Origin of the sequence: Methylacidimicrobium sp. B4 (genome assembly GCF_017310545.1) — a bacterium.
Classification (GTDB): Bacteria; Verrucomicrobiota; Verrucomicrobiia; order Methylacidiphilales; family Methylacidiphilaceae; genus Methylacidimicrobium.
The window spans coordinates 69,754-90,910 of the sequence record NZ_CP066203.1 but is presented as its reverse complement, the minus strand read 5'-3'; the positions used below and the strand labels follow the sequence as shown (position 1 = coordinate 90,910).

Genomic DNA, 21,157 nt, shown 5'->3' with positions numbered 1-21,157 from the left:
ATGCATCTAACGGGAAAGGGCGGACTGGTCCACGGGGGTTGGTCCGCCCTCTTTCTCTTTCTCGTCCTGGCTTCTCCTTCCGCCGTCCGGGCCCAGCCGGCTGAGCTTCCGCTACGGGTCTGCGGCGACCCGGGCAACATGCCCCTTTCCAATAGCCGCGGAGAGGGATTCCAGAATAAGATCGCGGAGCTGCTCGCCCGCTCCATGGGGAAGCCGCTCGAATATTTCTGGTACACCTACTACGAACGCGGGCTTGTCCGGACGACCCTGAACGCAAACCGCTGCGACGTCCTCTTCGACATGCCTCCCGACTTCGAGCTGGCTCTGCCGACCAAGCCTTACTACAAGTCGACCTTCGTTCTCGTCACCCGAAAGGATCGGAACCTCCACATTCACTCCCTCGACGACCCGATCCTCAAGAGCCTCCGGATCGGCGTCTTCCAGGCCTCGGCAGCACGTGATGCGCTCCGCAACCACGGCATCCAGCACAACACGGTCATCCACTACATCTTTTACGACTCACGGGTCCACCCGGAGCAGCATCCCGCCGAGCAGGTCGAGCAGGTGATCGCGGGAACGCTCGATGCCTGCGCGATCTGGGGTCCCTTGGCCGGCTACTACGTCGCCAAGGCGAACGCTCCGCTCGACCTCACCCCGCTCAACACCATGGAGGAGACCGTTCCCCTCGAATATGCCATGGCGCTCGCCGTTCCCAAGGGGGACAAGAGCCTCCGTGACGGCCTCAACCACGCGATGGAAGAGCACAAGGCCGAGATCCAGCGGATCTTGACCGAGTATGGCGTGCCGCTCGTCCACTGTCCGGAATGCATCGTCGATGGCGATCTTCCTGCGCATTCCGGTGGCTACAAGCCCCTCTCCCCTCCTGCGGCGGCGCCTCCAGCTGCGCCGACCGAACATGATTCCTTGCTCGACTGTGTCACGGCGGATGACCTTCCCGCCGCCGAGCGGTTCATCGCCAAGGACCCGAAGGCGATCGACAAGAAAGACCCGCTCGGCTACACCCCCCTCCTGAACGCCATTCGCGCCGAAGAGTGGCCAATGGCCCGACTCCTCGTGGAAAAGGGAGCCAACCCTGACCTGCCCGACCGCGAGGGTTGGACCCCCCTTCTCTTCGCGATTTCCAAAGGAAGTCGGGATACGACCCGCCTCCTGCTCGAGCACGGCGCGAGCCCCACCGCGACCGCCAGGGACGGATGGGCTCCTCTCTCTCTCGCGGCGAGCGGCTCGGATCCCGATCTCGTCCAGATCCTGCTGGCTCATGGGGTTCCGGTGAACGGGAAGAGCGGACCGGGAGGCTACACCCCCTTGATGTTTGCAGCGGCTTCCGGTTCCGAAGCCACGGTTCGGATCCTTCTGGACAAGGGTGCGGACCCCAACGCCGCCAATCCCGCCGGAATCACCCCGCTCATGCTGGCGGTCTCTCGCAACCGGCAGCCGGTCGTTGAGCTTCTTCTGCGTGCGGGCGCACGTCCCGATCAGCAAAACCGTGAAGGGAAGACGGCGCTTGCCCTCGCGCAGGAAAGGGGCTATCAAACCCTCGCTTCCCTCTTGGAAAGAGCGAGCAGCCCGACGAAGAAGACTACGCCTCCCGCCCGGTAGCCTTGGGCAGGATCGGAGGCGGTAACCACCGGAGATCATGAAGAGAGGAAAACGCACTACGTCTTGGACACGCTATCTGTTGCCGGGCTTGGCCGGCCTCTGGCTGACCGCCGCGGGCGCGCAGCAGCCGCCCGCAGCAGCCCCGTCGACCTCAACACCTGCCGGGCCCCCGCCCATTTCGGCCGCCGGAGGCGCGATGAAGAACCCGTACACCGACAACCCGCAGATGATTGCGGAAGGGAGAAAGCTCTGGTTCAGCCGAAGCTGCAACGGCTGTCACGGGGGCATGGGAGGCGGAGGGATGTGTCCGCCCGTGATCAACGATACGTGGGTCTACGGCAGTGACGACAAGACCCTCTTCGAGCTGATCAAGAACGGGTCCGTCGAGCTCCAGAAGAAGGGCTACACGCGCATCGGACGCGAGAACGTCGTGGCTCCGATGCCGCCGTTTGGCAGCGTCATGAGCGATGACGAGATCTGGAAGGTGATCGCCTACGTTCGCTCGATCTACCACGGGGATCCCAAGCTTCGGAACTGGTAGCAGCGCATCAGCCGAGGCGGTCGGCATGAAGCCAGGCGGAAGGCTCGTTCTCGAAACGGCCGCCCCGCTCTTCTTCTCGGCCGCCTCGCTCCCTCTCCCCAGGCGACCGGAAGGAAGGCGCGCGGAGGGCTGGCCACGGCAGCGGTTGGCCCTCCTTTTCCTTGCTCTTGCGATCCTCTGCGCGGCTCCATCTCTCTGCGCACAGAGGGTTCAGCTCCTCTCCGTTCGGAAGTACTACACGCTCTTTCTCTCTTCGGGACAGAACGGGGGACGTGAACCGCTGCTGCGGGAGATTTTCCTCTACCGGTTCCGCAACTTCGGTTCCACCGCCGTGCTTCCCACCTATCACGACGAGCTTCCCCAGCAACCCTATCTCGAATACCGGGATCGGATCGACGGGAGATCGGTTCCGGTATCGAGGATCGGCAACCGGTATTGGGAGTACCCGACCTTTCGAGGCGGCCGGACCATCGAGCTCCGCACCGACGCCCTCCAACGGGTTCTTCCCCGAGATCCCCGGCAGAAGATCGATTTCTTCGAGGATTCGATCCAATGGGGCGGCTGGCGCCCTCCCATCGACGACTATTGGATCATTGTCGATCTTGGAAAAATGTATGCCTCCTTCCGCCAGACGCCCGCCTTCGGCATGGGGGGCGCCCCTCCGCCCACCTTCCCGGAGTTTCTCACCAACCAGGTGACCCGAGTCCTCCCTGCCGGCTATCGAATCCAGGGGAGCACGGTCTGGTGGCACTTCCAGCGGATCTACGCCCTCCAGGGAAGCACGACACTCCACGTCGAATGGAAAGCTTGGTATCGGTAGGGGGCTCTAGGGAAGATCGAGGGTCCCGTAGGCGCGGGGGTAGGCGAAGACCCCCCAAGGCAAGCGGATTCCTCCCAAGACCTTGAGCAGCCGATAGCTCCTGGCGTCGAAAACCAGCACCTCGTTGGAACGCCCGCAGGCGGCCAAGATCTTCTCTCCGTCGGGTGTAAAGGTAAAATGCCAGCAACGCTCTCCCACAGGCATCTCCCGAACCAGCTTCCGGCTCTTGGCGTCGAAGACCTGCAGCTTCCTGGCGCGAGACGCGGCCACGAGGAAATATTTACCTTCCGGATCAAAAGAAATTCCATACGGGCCAGCCCCGGTCGGTACCGAAGCGACGAAGTGGAGATCCTTGTCGAGCACGACGACATTGCCCGAGCTCTCGAGCGAAACCAGGTACTCGTTCCCGTCAGGCGAGCGCTTGACTCCTCGGGGACGGCTTCCATAGGGCCGGAGGTCGACACGCTGCAGCTCGCTCCCGCTCTCCAAGTCGTAGACCCGCAGGGAATCTTCCGATTCGTTCGCGCACAGGAGCCTTTTCCCGTCAGCAGAAAGCTCGATCCCCTCGGTATCGACGCTCGCGGGAAAGCTCCGCACGACCTTCCAGCTTTCGACGTCGATCTCGACGATCCGTGCGGGGGTCCTTGCCGCCGCCGCTTCTTGCATCTTCCTCTCTTCCTCGCTCGGCGGTCGCTTGGGCGGCGCACCCTCTGAAGCCGGCTCATGGGCGACAAAGAAACGCCGTCCGTCCGGGCTAAACTTGAGGAACTCGGGCTTGGGGCCGATTGGAATCCGCCGCACCAGATGCCCGCTCCTGAGGTCGATCACCGCAACGTCCTGGCTGGCCTTGTTCGCGGTCACGACAAAGCGGCCATCCCGAGTGACTCCGATTCCCCGCGGGCTCGACTTCGGAAGGGCAAAGCGCCGAATCACCGTCATCTTCCCCAGGTCGATTGCGACCACTCCGAACGGCTCCGAGCTCACGTAGGCGGTGGCGGCATCTCCCCGATTCCCCGAGAAAAGCCATGCAGCCGCGATTACCGCGGCGATGGCCCATCCTCTCCCGTGCCGGAAGCCGAAGACGAAACGACCCTTGATCTTCACAACCTCCCTCATATCAAGGGGTACGGAGAGTGACAAGGCGGCGATGCCTCCCTCCGCGGATTTCCCGGATCGAGCCGGCTTTTTGGTTGCGCGGACGTTCCGGCCGTAAGTAGAGTGTCCGTTACGTCGGACGCATGCGCTCGTGGCGGAACCGGCAGACGCGCAAGCTTGAGGTGCTTGTGGGGCAACCCGTGGAGGTTCGAGTCCTCTCGAGCGCAGCCGTCTCAGGCAGGATCGCTTCGCGCGGAGGAAGCTATCGTGACCCGATCGGAACTCACCCGAATCATCCTCACGGCAAAGGCACAAAAAGGCCTCCGATGGGAGGCGATCGCCCGCACGCTCGGGAAAAGCAAGGAGTGGGTGGCTGCCGCTTGCCTAGGCCAGATGGCGATGACGAGCGAGCAGGCTCGGGCCCTAACTATCCTCTTGGACCTGCCGGACGAGGCGGAGGCCCTCTTGCAGGCTGTCCCGTACAAGGGCTCTCTGCCGACCACCATCCCCACCGATCCGCTCCTCTATCGTTTCCATGAGATCCTCTTGGTCTACGGAATGGTGCTCAAGGAGCTCATCCACGAGGAGTTTGGCGATGGCATCATGAGCGCGGTCGACTTCCGGATGCACGTGGCCCGCGAGCCTGACCCGCAAGGTGACCGGGTCCGGATCGAGATGAGCGGGAAGTTTCTCCCGTATAAGCCTTACTGAGCCCTGTTGGGACCCGTTGGCCTCTTCCCGACTTCAGCGAAAGGAGGGAGCATGCCTGAGCTGTCGGCCTCGCAGGCCCGCTCCTTCGACTCTACTCGTCGAGCCGAAAGCCGATGCGCACCGCGACCTGGAAATGCGGCTCACCGTTGTGGATCGATCCGCGGATGTCCTCCACCTCGAACCATTGCAGGTTATGGACCGTCTTGGACGCCCGGTGAATCGCATTGCGCACCGCCTCATGGACGTTCACATCCGAGGTTCCAACGACTTCGATGATCTTATAGACATGATCTGACATGGTTGACTCTCCCTCTTCGCCGATTGCGACCGGTCTTAGCCGAGCGTGCACCCCAATCCTCTTCGAACGCAAGCGTTAACAGCTGGTCGGATTTCCAGCGCCTCTGGAAGGGGAAGAGAGATTCGCCGCGAGCCCTTTGTTCTTGGCCCTCCGGACGGATCGGCTTTCTCGTTCTGGGAGCTCTTGGGCCATTGCGGGAAACCCATCGGCAGAGCCGTTCGCCCCTCTCCCGCAAGCCCATCCGCCTCTTTTCCGAACAAGGCGCAAACGGCCAGCCCTTTCGCTCGGGCGATCGCGCGGATATTCTGTGCTCATGACTCTCTACTTTCTCCGTCACGCGACGGCTTCCCGGGAAGCACCAACCGATGCCGAGCGTGCACTGACCAAGGCAGGCCGCCACGAGGCCCGGGTGGCGGGAAAAGCGCTCCATCGGCTTGGCGCGCGCCCAAACTTCCTCTGGTCGAGTCCCTTGCTCCGTGCGCGCCAGACCGCGGAAATCGCTGCGGAAGCCCTTGCCCACTCCCCCTCCCTTGAAATCCAGAGGGAGCTCGAGAACGGGACGCCAACCGCAGAGCTCCTTGCTCGGCTCAAACTCCTGCCGCCGGATTCCGAGATCGTCCTCGTCGGCCATATGCCGAGCCTTTCCGAGCATCTCGCCGCCCTGCTCGGGGCAGCCAGTCCCGAGAACTTTCCGATGGATAAGGGAGGCGTTGCCGTCCTTCTCCTCGATGAGATCCGGCTAGGGAAAGCCGTGCTCCGCTCCCGTCTGCGCAACGAGCAGCTCGAGCAGATCGCCTGAGGGATCCGATCCCCCGCGGCGATCGAGCGGAACAGAAAAACGATTGCCCGCCAGGGCTTCCTCTCTTTTCCGGCTTCATCCCCCTATCCGGACAAAGGACGGGCGGCTCCTCATCCGGACCGGTTGCCGCAGCAAGCGCTCTCCTTGGCGCTGATTGCCCGATAGGGCATCCCGCTCTGCCGCCCCGGAAGACCATCGACCGCTCTTTCCCTGCCAGGAAAAACGTCGCCGATCACCTCAGCAGCAGAGCCTTGCCGAGGATTGCGTGCCGAGGTCCTACCGGCAACGCCCCAGGCGACGCTGCCCCGGCGCAGAGCGGTGCGGCCTCTATGAGCTCGGTACTCTCCGGCGGCTCCTTCCGATCCACGCTCCCCTGCAGCCGGTTCCAACCGGGCCTCATCCTGCCTGACCAGCATCCCTCTTCCAGCAGCACTGGCGATGCGCCACGAACGCGCGCAATCGACCCGACCGGCAGCTTCTTTTCGGAGGCCGGGGCCGCGCGCACAAGCCCGATGTCCTAACAAAGAAGATGGACCCTCGTGCAAAGGAAACCCAACGCGCCGAACCGTTCGCGAGCCTTTCCCAGGCCCGCAGCTGTCCTTTGCCTCCTCTTCCTTATCCTTCTCCACGCGCCGATTCCCTCGAGCCGTGGCCAAAGCATCGTTCCGGAATCAGGCGGATCGGCTCCCCAAGCAGACGCGCCACCGGCTCCAAGCGGGTCGGGCTTGATGAACTCGCTTCTGCCGGGTGGCTCGGCCGATCAACCCACCTCTGCCGCGGCCGAGCCCTGCAACGCTTGTCCGCCGCTTCCTTCGTCCGGCGCCAGTGGCGCATCGCCGCCGACAGCTTCCGGCAACCCCAGCTCCCCAGCCGGATCGGGACCCGGATCCGCGAGCGCGCCAGCGGCGGATGCGACGCCAGCAGAGGCCGATGCAGCAGCAAATGTCCGCAAAGCTCCCTGGTTTGCGCCTCCGCAAGCCCCCTCTCCCGCGGATGCGGAGGATAAGCAAGCCTGGAACTGGCTCGATCAGGCGGGAATCCGGGTGCTTCTACTTGGGGAACTTCACGACGATCCCGAGATGATCCACCGCGAGCAAAGCTTTCTTCCTTTAGCCTATGGACATGGGGTCCGCACCGTGGTGATCGAGTATCCTAAGGACAAGCAGCCACTGCTCGACCGCTACCTCAACGATCCTAGCTATGCGAATATGGCCACTGCGGTCTTTGCGGGGGCGGTTGAGTCGGCCGGGATGAAGCCAGAAATTAGGACACAAGAAGTCGCTCAGCTTGCGAAAGTATACGAAGCCATCGATGCGAACCCAAGGCAGGCGCAAAAAACTTTTGAACTAGGCGACGAATGGCTTGCGCTGCTTCAAGCCAACATGCGGATGGCGCGCGGTTGGCTCGTTGCCCATCGGATGGGGATTGCGGTGAAGGCCGGAGACCTCCCTCCTACCATCGGGCTAGACACGAAGACTGGAAAGCTCATTACGCAGAATCCCACCTCCAAGCAGCTCCTAGACTATGCGCTGAGCGGACGGGGAATGAAGAGCCGCAACGAGTCGTTCGCGCAGGTGGCCGACGCGAGCGCCGCCGGTGGACGGGTCGTGGTGATCATTGGAGGGCTCCACACGGGCTACCTCCCCAATGAGCAGATGCCAGAAGCCAACCCGAACGAGACCTATCCGGGACTCAACTATCTTTTGGAAACCAAGCATCACCGGCCATCCGTTGCTATTGTCCAAAGCAAGATTAGCCCGCAGGGCTTCCTAGCGCTATCGGCCGCCCTTCGCAACCTCAGCGGTGTGACTCCCGAACAGTTCAACCAGCAAATAGGCGATGCCCTCCGCAAAGACCCGTATCGGTCTCTGACCGACGGGAATCAACCGATCGAAAAGAGCCTGCGCGATTCATTCCAGCAACGGGAGCGTTGGCTACAGGATACATAGCCACCATCGCAGGAGAAAAAACCCGAGTAAACGAGTACGCAAGGAAACACCAATGCAAAGGATCTTTTACAATCGCTTCTTTCGCCTCACCCTCCTCTTCGGGTTGGCCAGCAGTGCGATGGCCCAGGAGAAACCCGCCTCTTCTCCACCCTCTGCGGAGGTCCAAGCCGTGATCGAAGAGCTCAAAAACCTCCGGATTCCCGAAACGTTCTCCTTCCTCAAGAGAGTCGACCCAACGGTCTTTGCCCAAGCGCTGAAGACACCCGAAGGAGGCTGTGCAATGATGCTCGCTTCCCGTTGGTCGACTCCTTTCCCCGACCTCTCCACCGAAGCCGGAGAGTGGGAGCTCCTGCAGTACCGGGAAAAGCTCTCCCGCGAGTTTGCCCAACTTCCCCGGGCGATCCTCGATCCCCTCGCCTATTGGAGAGTCAAGGTAGTGTGCCCAGAGCTAGATTTGCCTGAAGACGAGGAACAGCAAGTGCTCTCCACTTAGAATGCCTTCCGATCGGGGGCTTTCCTTGAGCGACTCACCCCAGTCCAGCGGGAAGCCGTCTACGAGCTCCATGATCTTGACACCGCTATTCATAACCGTCATTCAGGACTCGCTGGAATCCTCAAGGAGGACTACGCGTTCTTCACCCAGTGGGGCCCTGAAAAGCTCCACCAGGTCCTCCAAGCCCGCTGGTCGGCGGCCGAGTTCCTCAAGGCTCTGGCGGAGATCTTTTTCGGTGAGGGAGGCGACTGGAAGCTCTCCCGGATGCCGAGCTGGTTTTGGCAAGAGATTGCCGAGTTTGCGGAAGGACCCAACGCCTATCCCACCCTTTCCCTGATGGCCATGAGCTCAAGGCTGCCGGGCAGCAGCTTCTTTGGTGCCTATGAGGCCCTGGTCTTCCTCGCCCGTGCCATGAAAGATGAGCAGATGAGCCGTGCGGTCCGCGAAGTCAGCGCACGGCTGGATGCCGACTTTGCAGCAGCAAAAAAAGAGGCTGACCATTAAGACCGACCTCTTCTTTCGCCTCACCCTCCTCTTCGGGTTGGCCAGTAGTGCGATGGCCCAGGAGAAACCCGCCTCTTCTCCGCCCTCTGCGGAGGTCCAAGCCGTGATCGAAGAGCTCAAAAGCCTCCGGATTCCCGAAACGTTCTCCTTCCTCAAGCGGGTCGACCCCAAGGTCTTTGCCCAAGCGCTGAAGGCACCCGAAGGAGGCTGTGCAATGATGCTCGCTTCCCGTTGGTCGACTCCTTTCCCCGACCTCTCCACCGAAGCCGGAGAGTGGGAGCTCCTGCAGTACCGGGAAAAGCTCTCCCGCGAGTTTGCCCAACTCCCCCGGGCGATCCTCGATCCCCTCGCCTATTGGAGAGTCAAGGTAGTGTGCCCAGAGCTAGATTTACCCGAGGACGAGGAACAGCAAGTGCTCTCCACTCAGAATGCCTTCCGATCGGGGGCTTTCCTTGAGCGGCTCACCCCAGTCCAGCGGGAAGCCGTCTACGAGCTCCATGATCTTGGCACCGCTATTCATAACCGTCATTCAGGACTCGCTGGGATCCTCAAGGAGCACTACGCGTTCTTCACCCTGTGGGGGCCTGAAAAGCTCCACCAGGTCCTCCAAGCCCGCTGGTCGGCGGCCGAGTTCCTCAAGGCTCTGGCGCGGATCTTTTTCGACGAAGATGGAGAGTGGAAGCTCTCCCGGATGCCGAGCTGGTTTTGGCAAGAGATTGCCGAGTTTGCGGAAGGACCCAACGCCTATCCCACCTTTTCCCTGATGGCCATGAGCTCGAGGCTTCCGGGCAGCAGCTTCTTTGGTGCCCATGACGCCCTGGTCTTTCTCGCCCGTGCCATGAAAGATGAGCAGATGACCCGTGCGGTCGACGAAGTCCACGGACGGGTGGATGCCGACTTTGCAGCAGCAAAAAAAGAGGCTGACCATTAAGACCGACCTCCTCGTTCCACTCACCTTCCTCTTCGGGTTGGCCAGCAGCGCGATGGCCCAGGAGAAACCAGCCTCTCCTCCACCCTCTGCGGAGGTCCAAGCCGTGATCGAAGAGCTTCGAACCCTTCGCATTCCGGAAACGCTCTCCTTCCTCAAGCGGGTCGACCCCAAGGTCTTTGCCCAAGCGCTGAAGACGCCCGAAGGGCGATGGGCCATGAACCTCGCCTCCCGCTGGTCGACTCCTCTGCCCGAGTGCAGCACCGACGCCGGAAAGGCGGCGCTCCGCGAGCAAATGGAGAAGATCTCCCGGGAGTTTGCCAGGGTTCCCCAAGCCATCATCGATCCCCTCGCCTATTGGCGGATGAGCTGGTCCCCGGAGTTTCTCAATCTTCCCGACGAGGAACAGAACCAAATTCTCCAGACTGAGAATGCCTTCCGATCGGGGGCTTTCCTCTCGCGGCTTAGCCCGGTGCAGCAGCAGGCGGTCAACGAGCTCCACGATCTGGATATCTCTGATCTTAAACGCGACCCAGAGGTAGCGGAGTCGATAAAAGAATATTACGCGCTCTTCACCCAATGGGGACCGGAAAAGCTCCATCAAGTCTTAGAAGCTCCCTGGTCCGCAGCCGAGTTCCTCAAGGCCTTTGGAATACTCTTCCTCTTAGAAAAGCTGCAGTGGAAGCTTTCGGTGATGCCGAGCTGGTTTTGGCAAGAGATCGCCGAGTTTACGGAAGGACCCAATGCCGCTCCGACCTTCTCCCTGCTGGAGATGGGTTCCATGATGCTGGGTGGCGCCTACATGAACGCGCACAGTGGGCTCGTCTTCCTCGCCCGCGCCCTCAAGGACGATCGGATGATGAAGGGGATCGATGCGATCAATGCCCAGTTCGATGCCGACCATCCGGAATTGCAAAAGGCAGTGCGCCATTAGGCGCCACGGGCGACGAGGCCACGGCTCTTGAGGCAACCGGTGCCAGGGACACAGAGTCGGCCTAGCTGATTGCACGGAATCCCAACTCCGAAGAGCTCCTGGCCTATACGCTGAGCGCAGATGGAATGACCAAGCGCAACCAGTCAATCAGCGCCACGGCCGCTCCCTATGTCGCGCATGGCCGCGTGCTGGTGTTTACCGGGCGCGACCACAGCGGTTTCCTTCCCAATGAGCACTTCCTGGAAGCCGCTTCAGACGAGACCTATCCTGGACTCAACTACCTCTTCGAAACCAAGTACCACTTGCCTTCGATCGCCCTTGCCCAAAACCAGATGAGCCCCCAGGGATACCTCGCCCAATCTGCTGTCCCCGGCTATAGCGCTGCACATTTGGGCTTCCAGCAGGCAAACGAGCGGCAGGCCGCCGCAACCGCCCAAGACCCATATCGAGCTCCGATCCGTCCAGATCGACCGGCAGAGGAAAGCCTGCCCGATGCCGTAAGACGGAGGCAGCAGTGGCGAAAGGATACACAGCCACCATCGCAAGAGAAGAAACGCGAGTAAAAAGGAAATACCGATGCAAAGGATCTTTTACAATCGCTTCTTTCGCCTCACCCTCCTCGTCGGGTTGGTCAGCAGTGCGATGGCCCAGGAGAAACCAGCCTCTCCTCCACCCTCCCCGGAGGTGCAAGCCGTGATCGAAGAGCTTCGAACCCTTCGCATTCCCGAAACGCTCTCCTTCCTCAAGCGGGTCGATCCCAAGGTCTTTGCCCAAGCGCTGAAGACGCTCGAAGGGCGATGGGCCATGAACCTCGGCTCCCGTTGGTCGGTCCCTTTCCCCGACCTCTCCACCGAAGCCGGAGAGTGGGAGCTCCTGCAGTACCGGGAAAAGCTCTCCCGCGAGTTTGCCCAACTTCCCCGGGCGATCCTCGATCCCCTCGCCTATTGGCGGATGAGCTGGTCCCCGGAGTTTCTCAATCTTCCCGACGAGGAACAGAACCAAATTCTCCAGACTGAGAATGCCTTCCGATCGGGGGCTTTCCTTGAGCGGCTCACCCCAGTCCAGCGGGAAGCCGTCTACGAGCTCCATGATCTTGGCACCGCTATTCATAACCGTCATTCAGGACTCGCTGGGATCCTCAAGGAGCACTACGCGTTCTTCACCCTGTGGGGGCCTGAAAAGCTCCACCAGGTCCTCCAAGCCCGCTGGTCGGCGGCCGAGTTCCTCAAGGCTCTGGCGCGGATCTTTTTCGACGAAGATGGAGAGTGGAAGCTCTCCCGGATGCCGAGCTGGTTTTGGCAAGAGATCGCCGAGTTTGCGGAAGGACCCAACGCCTATCCCACCTTTTCCCTGATGGCCATGAGCTCGAGGCTTCCGGGCAGCAGCTTCTTTGGTGCCCATGACGCCCTGGTCTTTCTCGCCCGTGCCATGAAAGATGAGCAGATGACCCGTGCGGTCGACGAAGTCCACGGACGGGTGGATGCCGACTTTGCAGCAGCAAAAAAAGAGGCCGGTGATTAGAACCCATGGGCTCCTTCCCACCGAAGGCAAATCGCGCTTTGGGGAGATGGGAACGGAATCCCACTCCCTGCCGGTCCACAGCGCGCCCTCCTCTCCAAGAGTCCCACTCAACCGGTGGCTTCCAAAACGGAAGCGGAGCTTCGTCTTGGAGCCGCTCTCCGCCCGCTCTTCCTCGATCTCGCCGGCTCAACTCCTTCCGAGGTCGAACGATGGCTCTTCGCGTAGCCTTCGGAGGGTTTCGCCGAGCTGCTCGATTCCCGCCTGGAGCTCCTCCTCTGCGATCGTGAGGGGTGGCGCGACGAGCAGCACATTGTGCTTGCAAAAGAGATAGACACCCCGGGAGAGCAACTGCTGCTGGAGCCAGCGAACCTCTGGAGAAGGCGGCTTGTGCCAGAGGGAAAGTGGTTCGCGCGTCGTTCGGTCGCGGACCAGCTCGACCCCGAAGAAGGCCCCCACGCCACGGACCTCGCCGACGAGTGGACTCTGCTTCTCCAGCTCCCGAAGCCCCCGGCGCAACCATTCCTCGATCGAGCCCGCACGATCGAAGAGCCTCTCATCGCGGTAGGCGGAGAGCGCCCCCAGCCCGGCCGCCACGGCGAGTGGGTGGCCCGAGTAGGTATGCCCGCACCAGAGCTGTTGTTCATCGAAGGTCGCCGCAAGCCCCTCCCGTACCAAGACTCCCCCGAGCGGCACGTAGGCCGAAGTCACCCCTTTGGCGAAGGTGATCAGATCGGGGATGACCCCGAAGCGAGCCGCGCCGAAGGCGGCCCCCAACCGGCCGAAGCCCGTCATCACCTCGTCGAAGATCAGCAGGATGCCGTGACGGAGGCACTGCTCGCGCAACCCGTCAAGATATCCCTTGGGAGGAACCAGGACCCCGTTGGAGCCGACGACTGGCTCCACCACGATCGCTGCCACCCGGCTCGGATCCTCGTGGAGCAGGACCAGCTCCAGATGGCGGAGGGCCCGCTCGGTCTCCTCGGCCTCGCTTGCCGAAAAGAACGGGCTCCGGTAGGGATAGGGCCCCCAGAAGTGAATCACCCCCGGGATCCCTGGCTCGCCGGCAAAGCGCCGATACTCTCCGGTGAGCGTACTCGCACCCAGGGTAGAACCATGGAAGGAGCGATAGGTCGAGAGGATCTTTTGCCGACCGGTGATCATCCGCGCCATCTTGATCGCATCCTCGTTGGCCTCGGCACCGCCGGTCGTAAAGAAGACCCGGGCCCCTTCCGGCCACGGAGCGCACTGGCTCAACCCCTGTGCGAGGAGCGCCCGCTGGTCGTTAAAAAAGGCGGGAGAGGCATAGCAGAGCCGCGCCGCCTGCTGCTGGATCGCCTCGACCACCTGCTTCTTTCCGTGACCCAGGTTGACAGCGACCAGGCCAGCGCTCAAGTCGAGGTAGCGGTTCCCCTCGGAATCATACAAATAGCTCCCCTCGCCTCGGACGATCATCGGACCCGAGGCCCGCTTCTGGATCGACCAAGGAGTCAAGACGTGCTTGGAGTGAATCTCCGACAGCTCTTTTGCCCAGCTTCCCATTCGGCTCATGTTCTTGTGCCCACCACGACCAGTTCCGCACCGCCCGCGAACGGGCTGGCGGCGACCTTCCATCCCGCCTCCTCGACGACCTGGATAACCTCGGCGGAGGAAAGGAGTCGTGCCCCTTGGGCATACTCGTGGAGGTTCTGAAAGGCAAGGCTCCGTCGCATGGGATCGCGCAAGGAGGCGAGATCCTCTGGCCAGCAGGGCTCCCAGAGGAAGAGGATCCCATCCCCCCGCACGATCTGATCGAGATGCGCAAAGAGCCGCTTCCGCTCGGGCCAGAGATGGTGGAGCACGCGGATCACCAGGACGAGATGAGCGGGCTCGGGGCCGCTCCACAAGAGCAGGTCAGCCTCGACCAGCTCCATCCGCTCGGAAAGGCCCTCCTTGTGGGCCGCCTCCCTCCCCTGAGCGAGCCGCGCCGCCTCGCAATCGATCCCGAGCCCGCGCCACCGCGGCAGGCGGGCCAGCAGCCGCCGCAACAGCCAGCCGTTTCCGCAGCCCAAATCGATCACGAGTCCTTCCCGCTTTGCCAGCTCCGCGAAGAGCGGCAGGGCGGGAACGATCTCCTCCTCGAAAAGCGGAGCATGCTTTTCCTCGAGGAACCGTCCGAACCAGGGGAGAATTCCGGGATCGATCAAGGCCGCCGGACCGGGGCGCTGGCCCGTCCGAAAGAGCGGCAGCAACCGCAAGGCGACAGAAGGGGCAAAGACCGCCTCGATCGCGGCGGCAAGCGAGGAATCTTGCCCGCCTCTTCCCAGATTTCCCGCCTCGGGCGCGAGGCAAAATCGGCCGCCGTCTGCTTCCAGGTAGCCGAAGGCAAACCCGGCCTCACAAAATACTCTCACATACCCGGAATCCAATCCCGTCCGGCACGCGATCTCCTCGGAGCCGAGCGCTCCAGACCCCTGCAGCAAATCGAAGATGCCGGTGGCAACCCCCAAAAACCCCACGAGCGGCCCAAGCCCCTCTCCCCGTCCTCCACTCGTTGACTCACTCTCCACGGCAGGAAAAATCCTAAGGAAACCCAAGCACCCAGACAAGCCGGAGTCCGGAACGCAGCGTCTTCACTTCCGGCGGCGCAGAAGAATCCAGCTTTGCCCGCTCCCCCGCTTCAAGCGGATGAGGGCAAAGCTCCCGAAGATCCTCTCTCCGCGCAACTCGAAGACGATCTTATCCGTACCCCACTCCTCGGCACGGTAGACGCCCCGATCCCAAATCCGGACCTCGCCCGCCCCGTACTGCCCGGGAGGGATGATTCCCGAAAAGGCTGCATAGGAGAGGGGATGATCCTCGACCTCCACGGCCAAGCGCCGCACCCCCGCCTCTTCCGGCACTCCCTTCGGAAGCGCCCAGCTTTTGAGCACCCCCTCCCGCTCCAGCCGGAGGTCGAAGTGGTGGGTCCGTGCGAAATGCTCCTGGATCACGAAGATTCCGTCGTCGAGTGAGGCCATTTACGCGGCAATCTGCCATCCTTTGCTGATTTTCCCTTGCTTGCGATCGGAAAAGTACTCCAGTTTCGAGGAAGCCGACTTCAGCCGACTTGCCCCGACGCGCGTCGCCTATGTGGACAATCGCCTCCTGGATCCGAGCGAAGGACGAACCGATTTTTGCGCGGATCTTCGAACCCGAGGGCTTCTTGCTCCGCAACGCTCGAGCCGAGGAGGTGCCCTGCGAAGGCTGGCAGGGGCTCCTCCTCACGGGTGGTGCCGATATTTCGGCTCCCTTCCTGGGCCAGGAGATCGACGCCCCGGAGAAGATCCGCTCTCCGAACCCCAAGCGGGACGAGTGGGAGTTCGCTGCTCTCCGATCCGCATTGGAGCGGCAGCTTCCCGTTCTCACGATCTGCCGCGGGACACAGCTCCTCAACGTCGCCCTGGGGGGAAGCCTCCATCTCGATGTGCCGGGCCACGAGAACCTGGAGGATGCTCACGTTCAGCCCTTGGCTCATGCGGAAGGAGTCGAATTCCAATTCCCGTTGGTCAATAGCTCGCACCACCAGGCGCTCGACCGGCTGGGAACGGGCGTGGTTCCGGAGGCCTGGTGCGTGCTCGATGGGATCGTCGAGCAGGTGCGGGTGGACGGCTACCGCTTCGTTCGGGGTGTGCAGTATCATCCGGAGCGGGACCCCGTTCGTTACCGCCCGCTCTTCGCAGGGTTCTTCGCCGCCGTGCGGCAAGCCGCTTAAGCCGTCTTCGGCGGAGAAGGCCGGCCCCATCCGCCTCCTCCCGGCGTCCGAATGGAAAGAATCTGGCCTCGCCTGGCCCGAAAGCTGATCTTGCCGGGCAGGGGAGTCTCGCCTCCTTCGTCGATGAGCAGGTTCTCGCCGCGCGCTCCGCTCGCCCCCCCTTGCAGCCCGTAAGGAGGGAAGCGCCTCCGGTCAGACAAGAGGGTGACATCCATGTCGGTCAAAAACTCGATCTCCCGGATCACCCCATCCCCGCCCCGATGCTTTCCGGCCCCCCCCGAACCTCGCCGGAGCCGATAGCGGACGACGCGAACCGGGAGCGCATGCTCGAGTGCCTCGACCGGCGTATTCCGCGAGTTGGTCATGTGGGTGTGGACCCCGCTGTCCCCGTCCCCGGAGGGTCCGCCGCCCATGCCCCCGGCGATCGTCTCGTAGTAGGCGAAAGGGCACCCGGAATCGGGGTGGATTCCTCCGAGAGTGAGGTTGTTCATCGTTCCGCCTCCTGCGGCGGGAATCCGTTCCGGCAGCGCTTGGCCCAGCGCCCGCAGCAGCACATCGACCAGCCGTTGGGAGGTCTCCACGTTTCCCGCGGCGACCGCAGCCGGGAAGAGGGCGTTGACCACCGAGCCCGGAGGAGCCACGACCTCGATCGGGGCGAGCAGCCCCGCATTCGCCGGGACGTCCTCCTCCAGCAAGGAGCGCACGACGTAGGAGACGGCGGAGAGTGCGATCGCCAGGACGGCGTTGACGTTGCCCTGGACCTGGGGGCCAGAGCCGGTGAAATCGATGAGCGCCTCCTCGCCTCGCTTCCGGATCGCCACCCGGATCGGAATCGGTTCTTCGGAGAATCCATCGTCATCGAGGTAGTCCACAGCCTCGTAGGTGCCGTCCGAAATTTCCGCCAGGCGCCTCCGCACCATCCGCTCGGTGTAGTCGATCAGCGCCTCGGCCGCCCGCTGCATCTGCTCCTTTCCATACCGCGCCAGCATCTGCCGGAGCCGATCCTCGCCCGTCCGGTTCGCCGCGAGCTGGGCCGCCAGGTCCCCCTCCCGCTCCCCCGGGGTACGCACGTTGGCCAGGATCACTTGGAGCAGCGCCTGGTTCCACTTCCCGCCCTCCACGAGCTTGACGGCCGGGATGCGCAGCCCTTCCTGGAAGATCTCGGAGGAGGGCGGCATCGAGCCCGCGGTCATTCCGCCAATGTCCGCGTGGTGGGCGCGACTGGCGACATAGAAGAGAGGAGCCCCGCTCGCCTCTTCCTTGCCATAGACCGGAGTAACCAAGGTGAGATCGGGAAGGTGGGTTCCGCCCTCATAGGGATCGTTGAGAATGACCGCGTCACCCGGCCCCATCGGCACGGCTTGAATCGCCCTCCGGACGGCGACCGGCATGGAGCCCAGATGAACGGGCATATGATCCCCTTGGGCGGCAAGCCGGCCGCTCGCTTCGTAGAGGGCGCAGGAGTAGTCACAGCGCTCCCGGATGTTGGGCGAAAAGGCGGTCCGGCGCAGCGAGCTCCCCATCTCCTCCGCCACCGAGACGAAGAGCGCCCGGAAGATCTCGAGCTGGATCGGGTTCATCTCTGCGGATGGCACCGAGCCCGCCCTCTCCCCTAAGTTCCCGCGATTGGGGCGCTCACCGCGCCCGCCCTTGGGAAGCGACGCTCGCCGAGGCGCTCGCGACCTCGTCCTCCGATGCCAGATAGCGACGGCTGACCGGCCGGAGCTCCGCATCGAACTCGTAGATCAGCGGCATGCCGGTCGGAACGTTGAGCCGGAGAACCTCCTCTTCCGACAGCCTGTCCAAGTACTTCAAGAGGGCACGCAGGCTGTTCCCGTGAGCGACGACGATGAGCCGCTTGCCCGCCCGGATGCGGGGGGCAAGCTCCTTTTCCCAGTAGGGGATGACGCGCGCCAGCGTGTCCTTGAGGCTCTCGCCTGAGGGCAGCTCCTCGAGGGGTACCGAGGCATAGCGGGGATCGTGGCGAGGATGGCGCGGATCGCCCGAAGAGAGCAGAGGCGGACGAATATCGTAGGAACGCCGCCAGAGCAGCACCTGCTCCTCCCCATACTTTTGCGCGGTCTGCCTCTTGTTGAGACCTTGGAGGGCACCATAATGGCGCTCGTTGAGCTGCCAGGCGCAGACCGTCGGCAGCCACATCTGGTCGAGCCGGTCGAGCACGCTCCAAAGGGTACGGATCGAGCGCTTCAGGACGGAGGTATAGGCTTCATCGAAACGAAAGCCATCGCGCTTGAGCCGCTCGCCCGCCCGGAGCGCCTCCTCCTTCCCCCGTTCGGACAGGTCGACGTCCATCCAGCCGGTAAAGAGATTCTCTTGGTTCCAGACACTCTCTCCATGGCGCAGCAAGACCAGGCGGAAACTCACCCGTTTCTTGTAGCTGCCAGAGAGAGTCGGCGTCAAGCAGCCGACGAGGCGACACGGCTCCTCTCCAGGCTGCCCCCCCGGAAAAGAGCCTTTCCCGCGTCTCCGCCCCTCTTTATAGATGGAGATTCTCAAGGCAGACGGCTTCCCGTGAAACGCAAGCACTCCCTCCTCCCGCGAGCCGCAAGGCCTCTGGCACTCGGCTCCCTCTTGCTTCTCGCCGCCTCTCCCGGATCGGAGGCGGAACTACCGCGGGAGACGGTCTTGAGCGCCCTCGTCGCCGAAGCTCGAGCCGAGAATCCCGATTATCGCTCCTACGAGGCGGCGATCCTGGCCGCCGAAGGACAGTTCGTTCAGGTGGGAATGGTCCCCAAGCCTCAGTTGATCGCTTTCGTGGGACCTTATCTGAGCAGCGGGAGCGGGGGGCAGACGGTGCTCGGCTACCAGCAGGAGTTCGAGATCCTGCAGCCCTTCTATTTTCCGGGCAAGGTCTCTCTTCGCAAGGCGGTCGCCCGACGAGACGTTCTGCTTGCGCAGCTTCTGCTCAAGGAGTTCGGCCTCTCTCTCGAGGTCTCCGTCCGCTCCCTCGCCCAACAGATCGCGGTCACCGTGGCCAGCGCGGGAGCTGCCCGGGAGATCGAGGAGAGAACCGCCTCGGTGGTCGCCTTTTTGGAGAAGCGTCCCAAGGCGGGTATCCTCGGATACCTCGACTCCCGCATCCTCGAGGGGAGCCTGATCGGCCTCCAGCAGGAGGTCCGGTGGCTCGAGGAGAGCCGCTGGTCGCTCATCGCGCAGCTCAACGCCTACTTGGGACGGGCGGCGGAAACGCCCGTGCCGGAGTTCCTGCTCCCTTGGGAGTCCTTTCCTCCGCTCTCGCTCGAGCGCCTCCTCTCCCAGGTACAGCGACACAACGTCCTCCTGGAGATCCATCGGGTGATGATCGATCGGGCTCGTCAGCAGCGGAAGGCGACGCAGATTGCCGGCTATCCCGACTTTGCCATGGGACCATTCTGGATGGCCTACCAAGGGGTCAACTTCGATGCGGGCCCAGGCATCACGCTCACCGTCGGGTTGCCCGTCGGAAAGGCGGAGATCCCCGGCATCGAGGGCGTCGCCTGGGCCAACCAACGGGGCAACCTGGCGACCGCCCAGGCGATGGAAGAGCAGGCGATGGCTCTCTTCCCGGCCGCCGAGCGCAATGCGCAAAGCCTCCTCTTCGCCCGTTTCTCCGCCTATGAGGCGACGCGAAGTCAGCTGGTACTCCAGCCGCCCAGCCTGATCGCCTCCCTCCGGGAAGCCGCCGCGCTCGCCGAGCGGCAGTATCGGATCGGGGCCATCGACGTCCACCGCTTCCTTGCGGCCCAGCAGCAGTACCTTTCCGCCTTCCGCACGGTGCTCGCCGCTCGGCTTGATGCCACGCTCGCTTGGCTCGACCTCTTCTTCTTGACGGGAGGAGAGTTGCCGGCCAAGGGTTTCCCTGAATGAAGGGAACGTGTGCCTTCCTCTCCTTCCTGCTCTTGGCCGCCACAGACCTTGTCGCCCGGGCGGCGGAGCCCCAGCCCCAAAGCGCCCTTGAGGCACTCGTGGCGGAGGCGTTGACGCGCAACCCCGAAGTCACCTACTACGCAGGGGCGATCGCGGCCGCGAAGGGGCAGGCGGTTCAGGCGGGGATTGTCCCCTACCCCCAGATCGAAGGGTTCGCAGGCCCCTGGTACAGCACGCCGACCAGGGGTGGAACGGCTACCGGCTGGATGCAGGAATACGCGATCTACCAGCCCGTCTTCTTCCCCGGAAAGATGTCGCTGGCCAAGGCGATCGCGGAGAGGGACGTCCGCGTCGCCGAGCTCGGGCTCCAGCAGTTTCGTCTGAGCCTCGCCATGCAGGTGCGGACGCTGGCCTACCGGCTCGGTGTCGCCACAGCCAACTCGCGCATCGCGCGCGAGATCTCGGAGCGAGCGGCCAGCCTGGTCGACTTCCTGCGCCGCCGCCCGAGCGCCGGCGTCCAGGGCTATCTCGATCTCCGTATCCTGGAAGGAAGCCTGGTCGATCTCCAGCGGCTGGCGCGCGAGCTCGAGCAGAACCGGAGAGCGATCCAATCCCAGATCAATGCCCTCCGTGCCCGACCTGCGACGACGCCGGTGCCCGACACGATCTTCCCCCCGGCGGAAGCCCCCTCCCTGAGCCTGCCCACCCTGCAGGCACAGGCCAAGGACCGCAACTACGCTCTCCTCATGCGCCAAACCGAAATCGACCGGGCCGCCAAGTCGCTCGACGCGGCCAAGCTCGCGGCCCTTCCCGACTTTTCGGTCGGCCCATTCTGGATCGGGGAAAAGGGGACCAACTTCGACCAGGGACCCGGCATCGTCTTCACGAGCGGCCTGCCCTTCTGGAACGACAACAAGGGCAACATCCTGACCGCGGAAGCGCAGCGACGGCAAGCCGAAGCGCTGCATGGGTCGGCGATCTGGAGCGTCCAGAGTGCGGTGGCCGCCTCCTTCGCTACCTACCTGACGGCCCGCAAACAGCTCTCCCAGCAATCCCACGACGTCATTTCCCGGCTGAGGCGCGCCGCGGAGCTGGCCGACCGGCAGTATCGGCTCGGGGCGATCCCGGTACAGACCTTCCTTGAGATGCAGCGCCAGTATCTCACCTCCGCCCAGGCGCTCTACACGGCCGCCCTCGACCTCCAGACGGCGCTGCTCAATCTTGAGAACCTGACCGCGGGGGCGACGCTTGCTCCCCGGTAACCTCGCTCCAGCCATGATCGTTGCGCCTCCGACGCCAAGTTCCCGTGCCGCCCAGAGGGGACCGGGACAGCGGGCCTGAAGGATG

22 protein-coding genes and 1 tRNA gene are annotated in these 21,157 nt (G+C 63.2%); 16 read left to right on the top strand and 7 right to left on the bottom strand.

Features of this window, described 5'->3' with window-relative positions:
• The 3 genes from MacB4_RS00385 to MacB4_RS00375 are packed head-to-tail and all read left to right on the top strand — an operon-like array spanning window position 1 to window position 2,981.
• The gene (locus tag MacB4_RS00385) at window positions 1-1,620 is read left to right on the top strand and encodes a quinoprotein dehydrogenase-associated putative ABC transporter substrate-binding protein (RefSeq protein ID WP_206863938.1); all 1,620 of its coding nucleotides are present in this window, start codon (window positions 1-3) and stop codon (window positions 1,618-1,620) included.
• 37 nt (window positions 1,621-1,657) lie between these two features.
• Window positions 1,658-2,161 carry a c-type cytochrome gene (locus MacB4_RS00380; RefSeq protein WP_242529256.1) on the top strand — a complete coding sequence of 168 codons (504 nt, stop codon included), beginning with the start codon at window positions 1,658-1,660 and terminating at the stop codon, window positions 2,159-2,161.
• A gap of 25 nt (window positions 2,162-2,186) precedes the next feature.
• Window positions 2,187-2,981 (top strand): hypothetical protein, encoded by a 795-nt coding sequence (locus tag MacB4_RS00375; RefSeq protein WP_206863937.1) that lies wholly within the window; start codon window positions 2,187-2,189, stop codon window positions 2,979-2,981.
• A 6-nt stretch (window positions 2,982-2,987) separates the two neighbouring features.
• Here the strand turns inward: MacB4_RS00375 and MacB4_RS00370 are convergent, their stop codons facing one another.
• Window positions 2,988-4,085, bottom strand: coding sequence for a beta-propeller fold lactonase family protein (locus MacB4_RS00370; RefSeq protein ID WP_206863936.1), 1,098 nt, complete (start codon window positions 4,083-4,085; stop codon window positions 2,988-2,990).
• A gap of 136 nt (window positions 4,086-4,221) precedes the next feature.
• Here MacB4_RS00370 and MacB4_RS00365 point away from each other — a divergent pair.
• Window positions 4,222-4,303 (top strand) — tRNA-Leu (locus tag MacB4_RS00365).
• 40 nt (window positions 4,304-4,343) lie between these two features.
• Window positions 4,344-4,787, top strand: a complete 444-nt coding sequence (gene cynS, locus MacB4_RS00360) for a cyanase (RefSeq protein ID WP_206863935.1) — start codon at window positions 4,344-4,346, stop codon at window positions 4,785-4,787.
• A gap of 91 nt (window positions 4,788-4,878) precedes the next feature.
• Here the strand turns inward: cynS and MacB4_RS00355 are convergent, their stop codons facing one another.
• Complete coding sequence (locus MacB4_RS00355) at window positions 4,879-5,085, bottom strand: dodecin (RefSeq protein WP_206863934.1); 207 nt, start codon at window positions 5,083-5,085, stop codon at window positions 4,879-4,881.
• 313 nt (window positions 5,086-5,398) lie between these two features.
• Between MacB4_RS00355 and sixA the strand changes: the two genes are divergently transcribed.
• The 8 genes from sixA (at window position 5,399) to MacB4_RS00315 (ending at window position 12,213) form a co-directional block, all read left to right on the top strand.
• The gene (sixA, locus tag MacB4_RS00350) at window positions 5,399-5,884 is read left to right on the top strand and encodes a phosphohistidine phosphatase SixA (RefSeq protein ID WP_206863933.1); all 486 of its coding nucleotides are present in this window, start codon (window positions 5,399-5,401) and stop codon (window positions 5,882-5,884) included.
• Window positions 5,885-6,612: 728 nt separating this feature from the next.
• The gene (locus tag MacB4_RS00345; protein WP_206863932.1) at window positions 6,613-7,833 is read left to right on the top strand and encodes a hypothetical protein; all 1,221 of its coding nucleotides are present in this window, start codon (window positions 6,613-6,615) and stop codon (window positions 7,831-7,833) included.
• Window positions 7,834-7,885: 52 nt separating this feature from the next.
• Complete coding sequence (locus MacB4_RS00340) at window positions 7,886-8,326, top strand: hypothetical protein (RefSeq protein WP_206863931.1); 441 nt, start codon at window positions 7,886-7,888, stop codon at window positions 8,324-8,326.
• A 264-nt stretch (window positions 8,327-8,590) separates the two neighbouring features.
• On the top strand, window positions 8,591-8,830 hold the full coding sequence (locus MacB4_RS00335; protein ID WP_206863930.1) for a hypothetical protein: 240 nt from the start codon (window positions 8,591-8,593) through the stop codon (window positions 8,828-8,830).
• Window positions 8,790-9,761: a hypothetical protein gene (locus MacB4_RS00330; protein ID WP_206863929.1), complete on the top strand. Its 972-nt coding sequence runs from the start codon at window positions 8,790-8,792 to the stop codon at window positions 9,759-9,761. The genes MacB4_RS00335 and MacB4_RS00330 overlap by 41 nt, the downstream gene beginning before the upstream one ends.
• Entirely contained in the window at window positions 9,721-10,692 is a 972-nt protein-coding gene (locus MacB4_RS00325; protein ID WP_206863928.1) for a hypothetical protein, read from the top strand. The genes MacB4_RS00330 and MacB4_RS00325 overlap by 41 nt, the downstream gene beginning before the upstream one ends.
• A 125-nt stretch (window positions 10,693-10,817) precedes the next feature.
• Window positions 10,818-11,255 (top strand): hypothetical protein, encoded by a 438-nt coding sequence (locus MacB4_RS00320; RefSeq protein ID WP_206863927.1) that lies wholly within the window; start codon window positions 10,818-10,820, stop codon window positions 11,253-11,255.
• Between the two features lie 13 nt (window positions 11,256-11,268).
• Window positions 11,269-12,213 carry a hypothetical protein gene (locus MacB4_RS00315; RefSeq protein ID WP_206863926.1) on the top strand — a complete coding sequence of 315 codons (945 nt, stop codon included), beginning with the start codon at window positions 11,269-11,271 and terminating at the stop codon, window positions 12,211-12,213.
• Between the two features lie 186 nt (window positions 12,214-12,399).
• Here MacB4_RS00315 and MacB4_RS00310 read toward each other — a convergent pair whose 3' ends face one another.
• The 3 genes from MacB4_RS00310 to MacB4_RS00300 all read right to left on the bottom strand — a co-directional run bounded on the left by MacB4_RS00310 (window position 12,400) and on the right by MacB4_RS00300 (window position 15,209).
• The gene (locus MacB4_RS00310) at window positions 12,400-13,752 is read right to left on the bottom strand and encodes an aminotransferase class III-fold pyridoxal phosphate-dependent enzyme (RefSeq protein WP_206864877.1); all 1,353 of its coding nucleotides are present in this window, start codon (window positions 13,750-13,752) and stop codon (window positions 12,400-12,402) included.
• A 5-nt stretch (window positions 13,753-13,757) separates the two neighbouring features.
• Window positions 13,758-14,603, bottom strand: coding sequence for a trans-aconitate 2-methyltransferase (locus MacB4_RS00305; protein ID WP_206863925.1), 846 nt, complete (start codon window positions 14,601-14,603; stop codon window positions 13,758-13,760).
• Window positions 14,604-14,822: 219 nt separating this feature from the next.
• The gene (locus MacB4_RS00300) at window positions 14,823-15,209 is read right to left on the bottom strand and encodes a DNA polymerase ligase N-terminal domain-containing protein (protein WP_206863924.1); all 387 of its coding nucleotides are present in this window, start codon (window positions 15,207-15,209) and stop codon (window positions 14,823-14,825) included.
• 110 nt (window positions 15,210-15,319) lie between these two features.
• Between MacB4_RS00300 and MacB4_RS00295 the strand changes: the two genes are divergently transcribed.
• Entirely contained in the window at window positions 15,320-15,943 is a 624-nt protein-coding gene (locus MacB4_RS00295) for a gamma-glutamyl-gamma-aminobutyrate hydrolase family protein (RefSeq protein WP_206863923.1), read from the top strand.
• On the opposite strand, the gene MacB4_RS00290 is transcribed toward MacB4_RS00295, so the two are convergent.
• Complete coding sequence (locus tag MacB4_RS00290) at window positions 15,940-17,523, bottom strand: hydantoinase B/oxoprolinase family protein (RefSeq protein WP_206863922.1); 1,584 nt, start codon at window positions 17,521-17,523, stop codon at window positions 15,940-15,942. The two genes, MacB4_RS00295 and MacB4_RS00290, sit on opposite strands and share 4 nt — an antisense overlap.
• 55 nt (window positions 17,524-17,578) lie before the next feature.
• Entirely contained in the window at window positions 17,579-18,328 is a 750-nt protein-coding gene (gpmA, locus tag MacB4_RS00285; protein ID WP_206864876.1) for a 2,3-diphosphoglycerate-dependent phosphoglycerate mutase, read from the bottom strand.
• A gap of 147 nt (window positions 18,329-18,475) precedes the next feature.
• Between gpmA and MacB4_RS00280 the strand changes: the two genes are divergently transcribed.
• Together MacB4_RS00280 and MacB4_RS00275 are read left to right on the top strand one after the other, a co-directional pair.
• Window positions 18,476-19,810 carry a TolC family protein gene (locus MacB4_RS00280; protein ID WP_206863921.1) on the top strand — a complete coding sequence of 445 codons (1,335 nt, stop codon included), beginning with the start codon at window positions 18,476-18,478 and terminating at the stop codon, window positions 19,808-19,810.
• Window positions 19,807-21,072 carry a TolC family protein gene (locus MacB4_RS00275; protein ID WP_206863920.1) on the top strand — a complete coding sequence of 422 codons (1,266 nt, stop codon included), beginning with the start codon at window positions 19,807-19,809 and terminating at the stop codon, window positions 21,070-21,072. The genes MacB4_RS00280 and MacB4_RS00275 overlap by 4 nt, the downstream gene beginning before the upstream one ends.
• Window positions 21,073-21,157 lie beyond the last annotated feature (85 nt).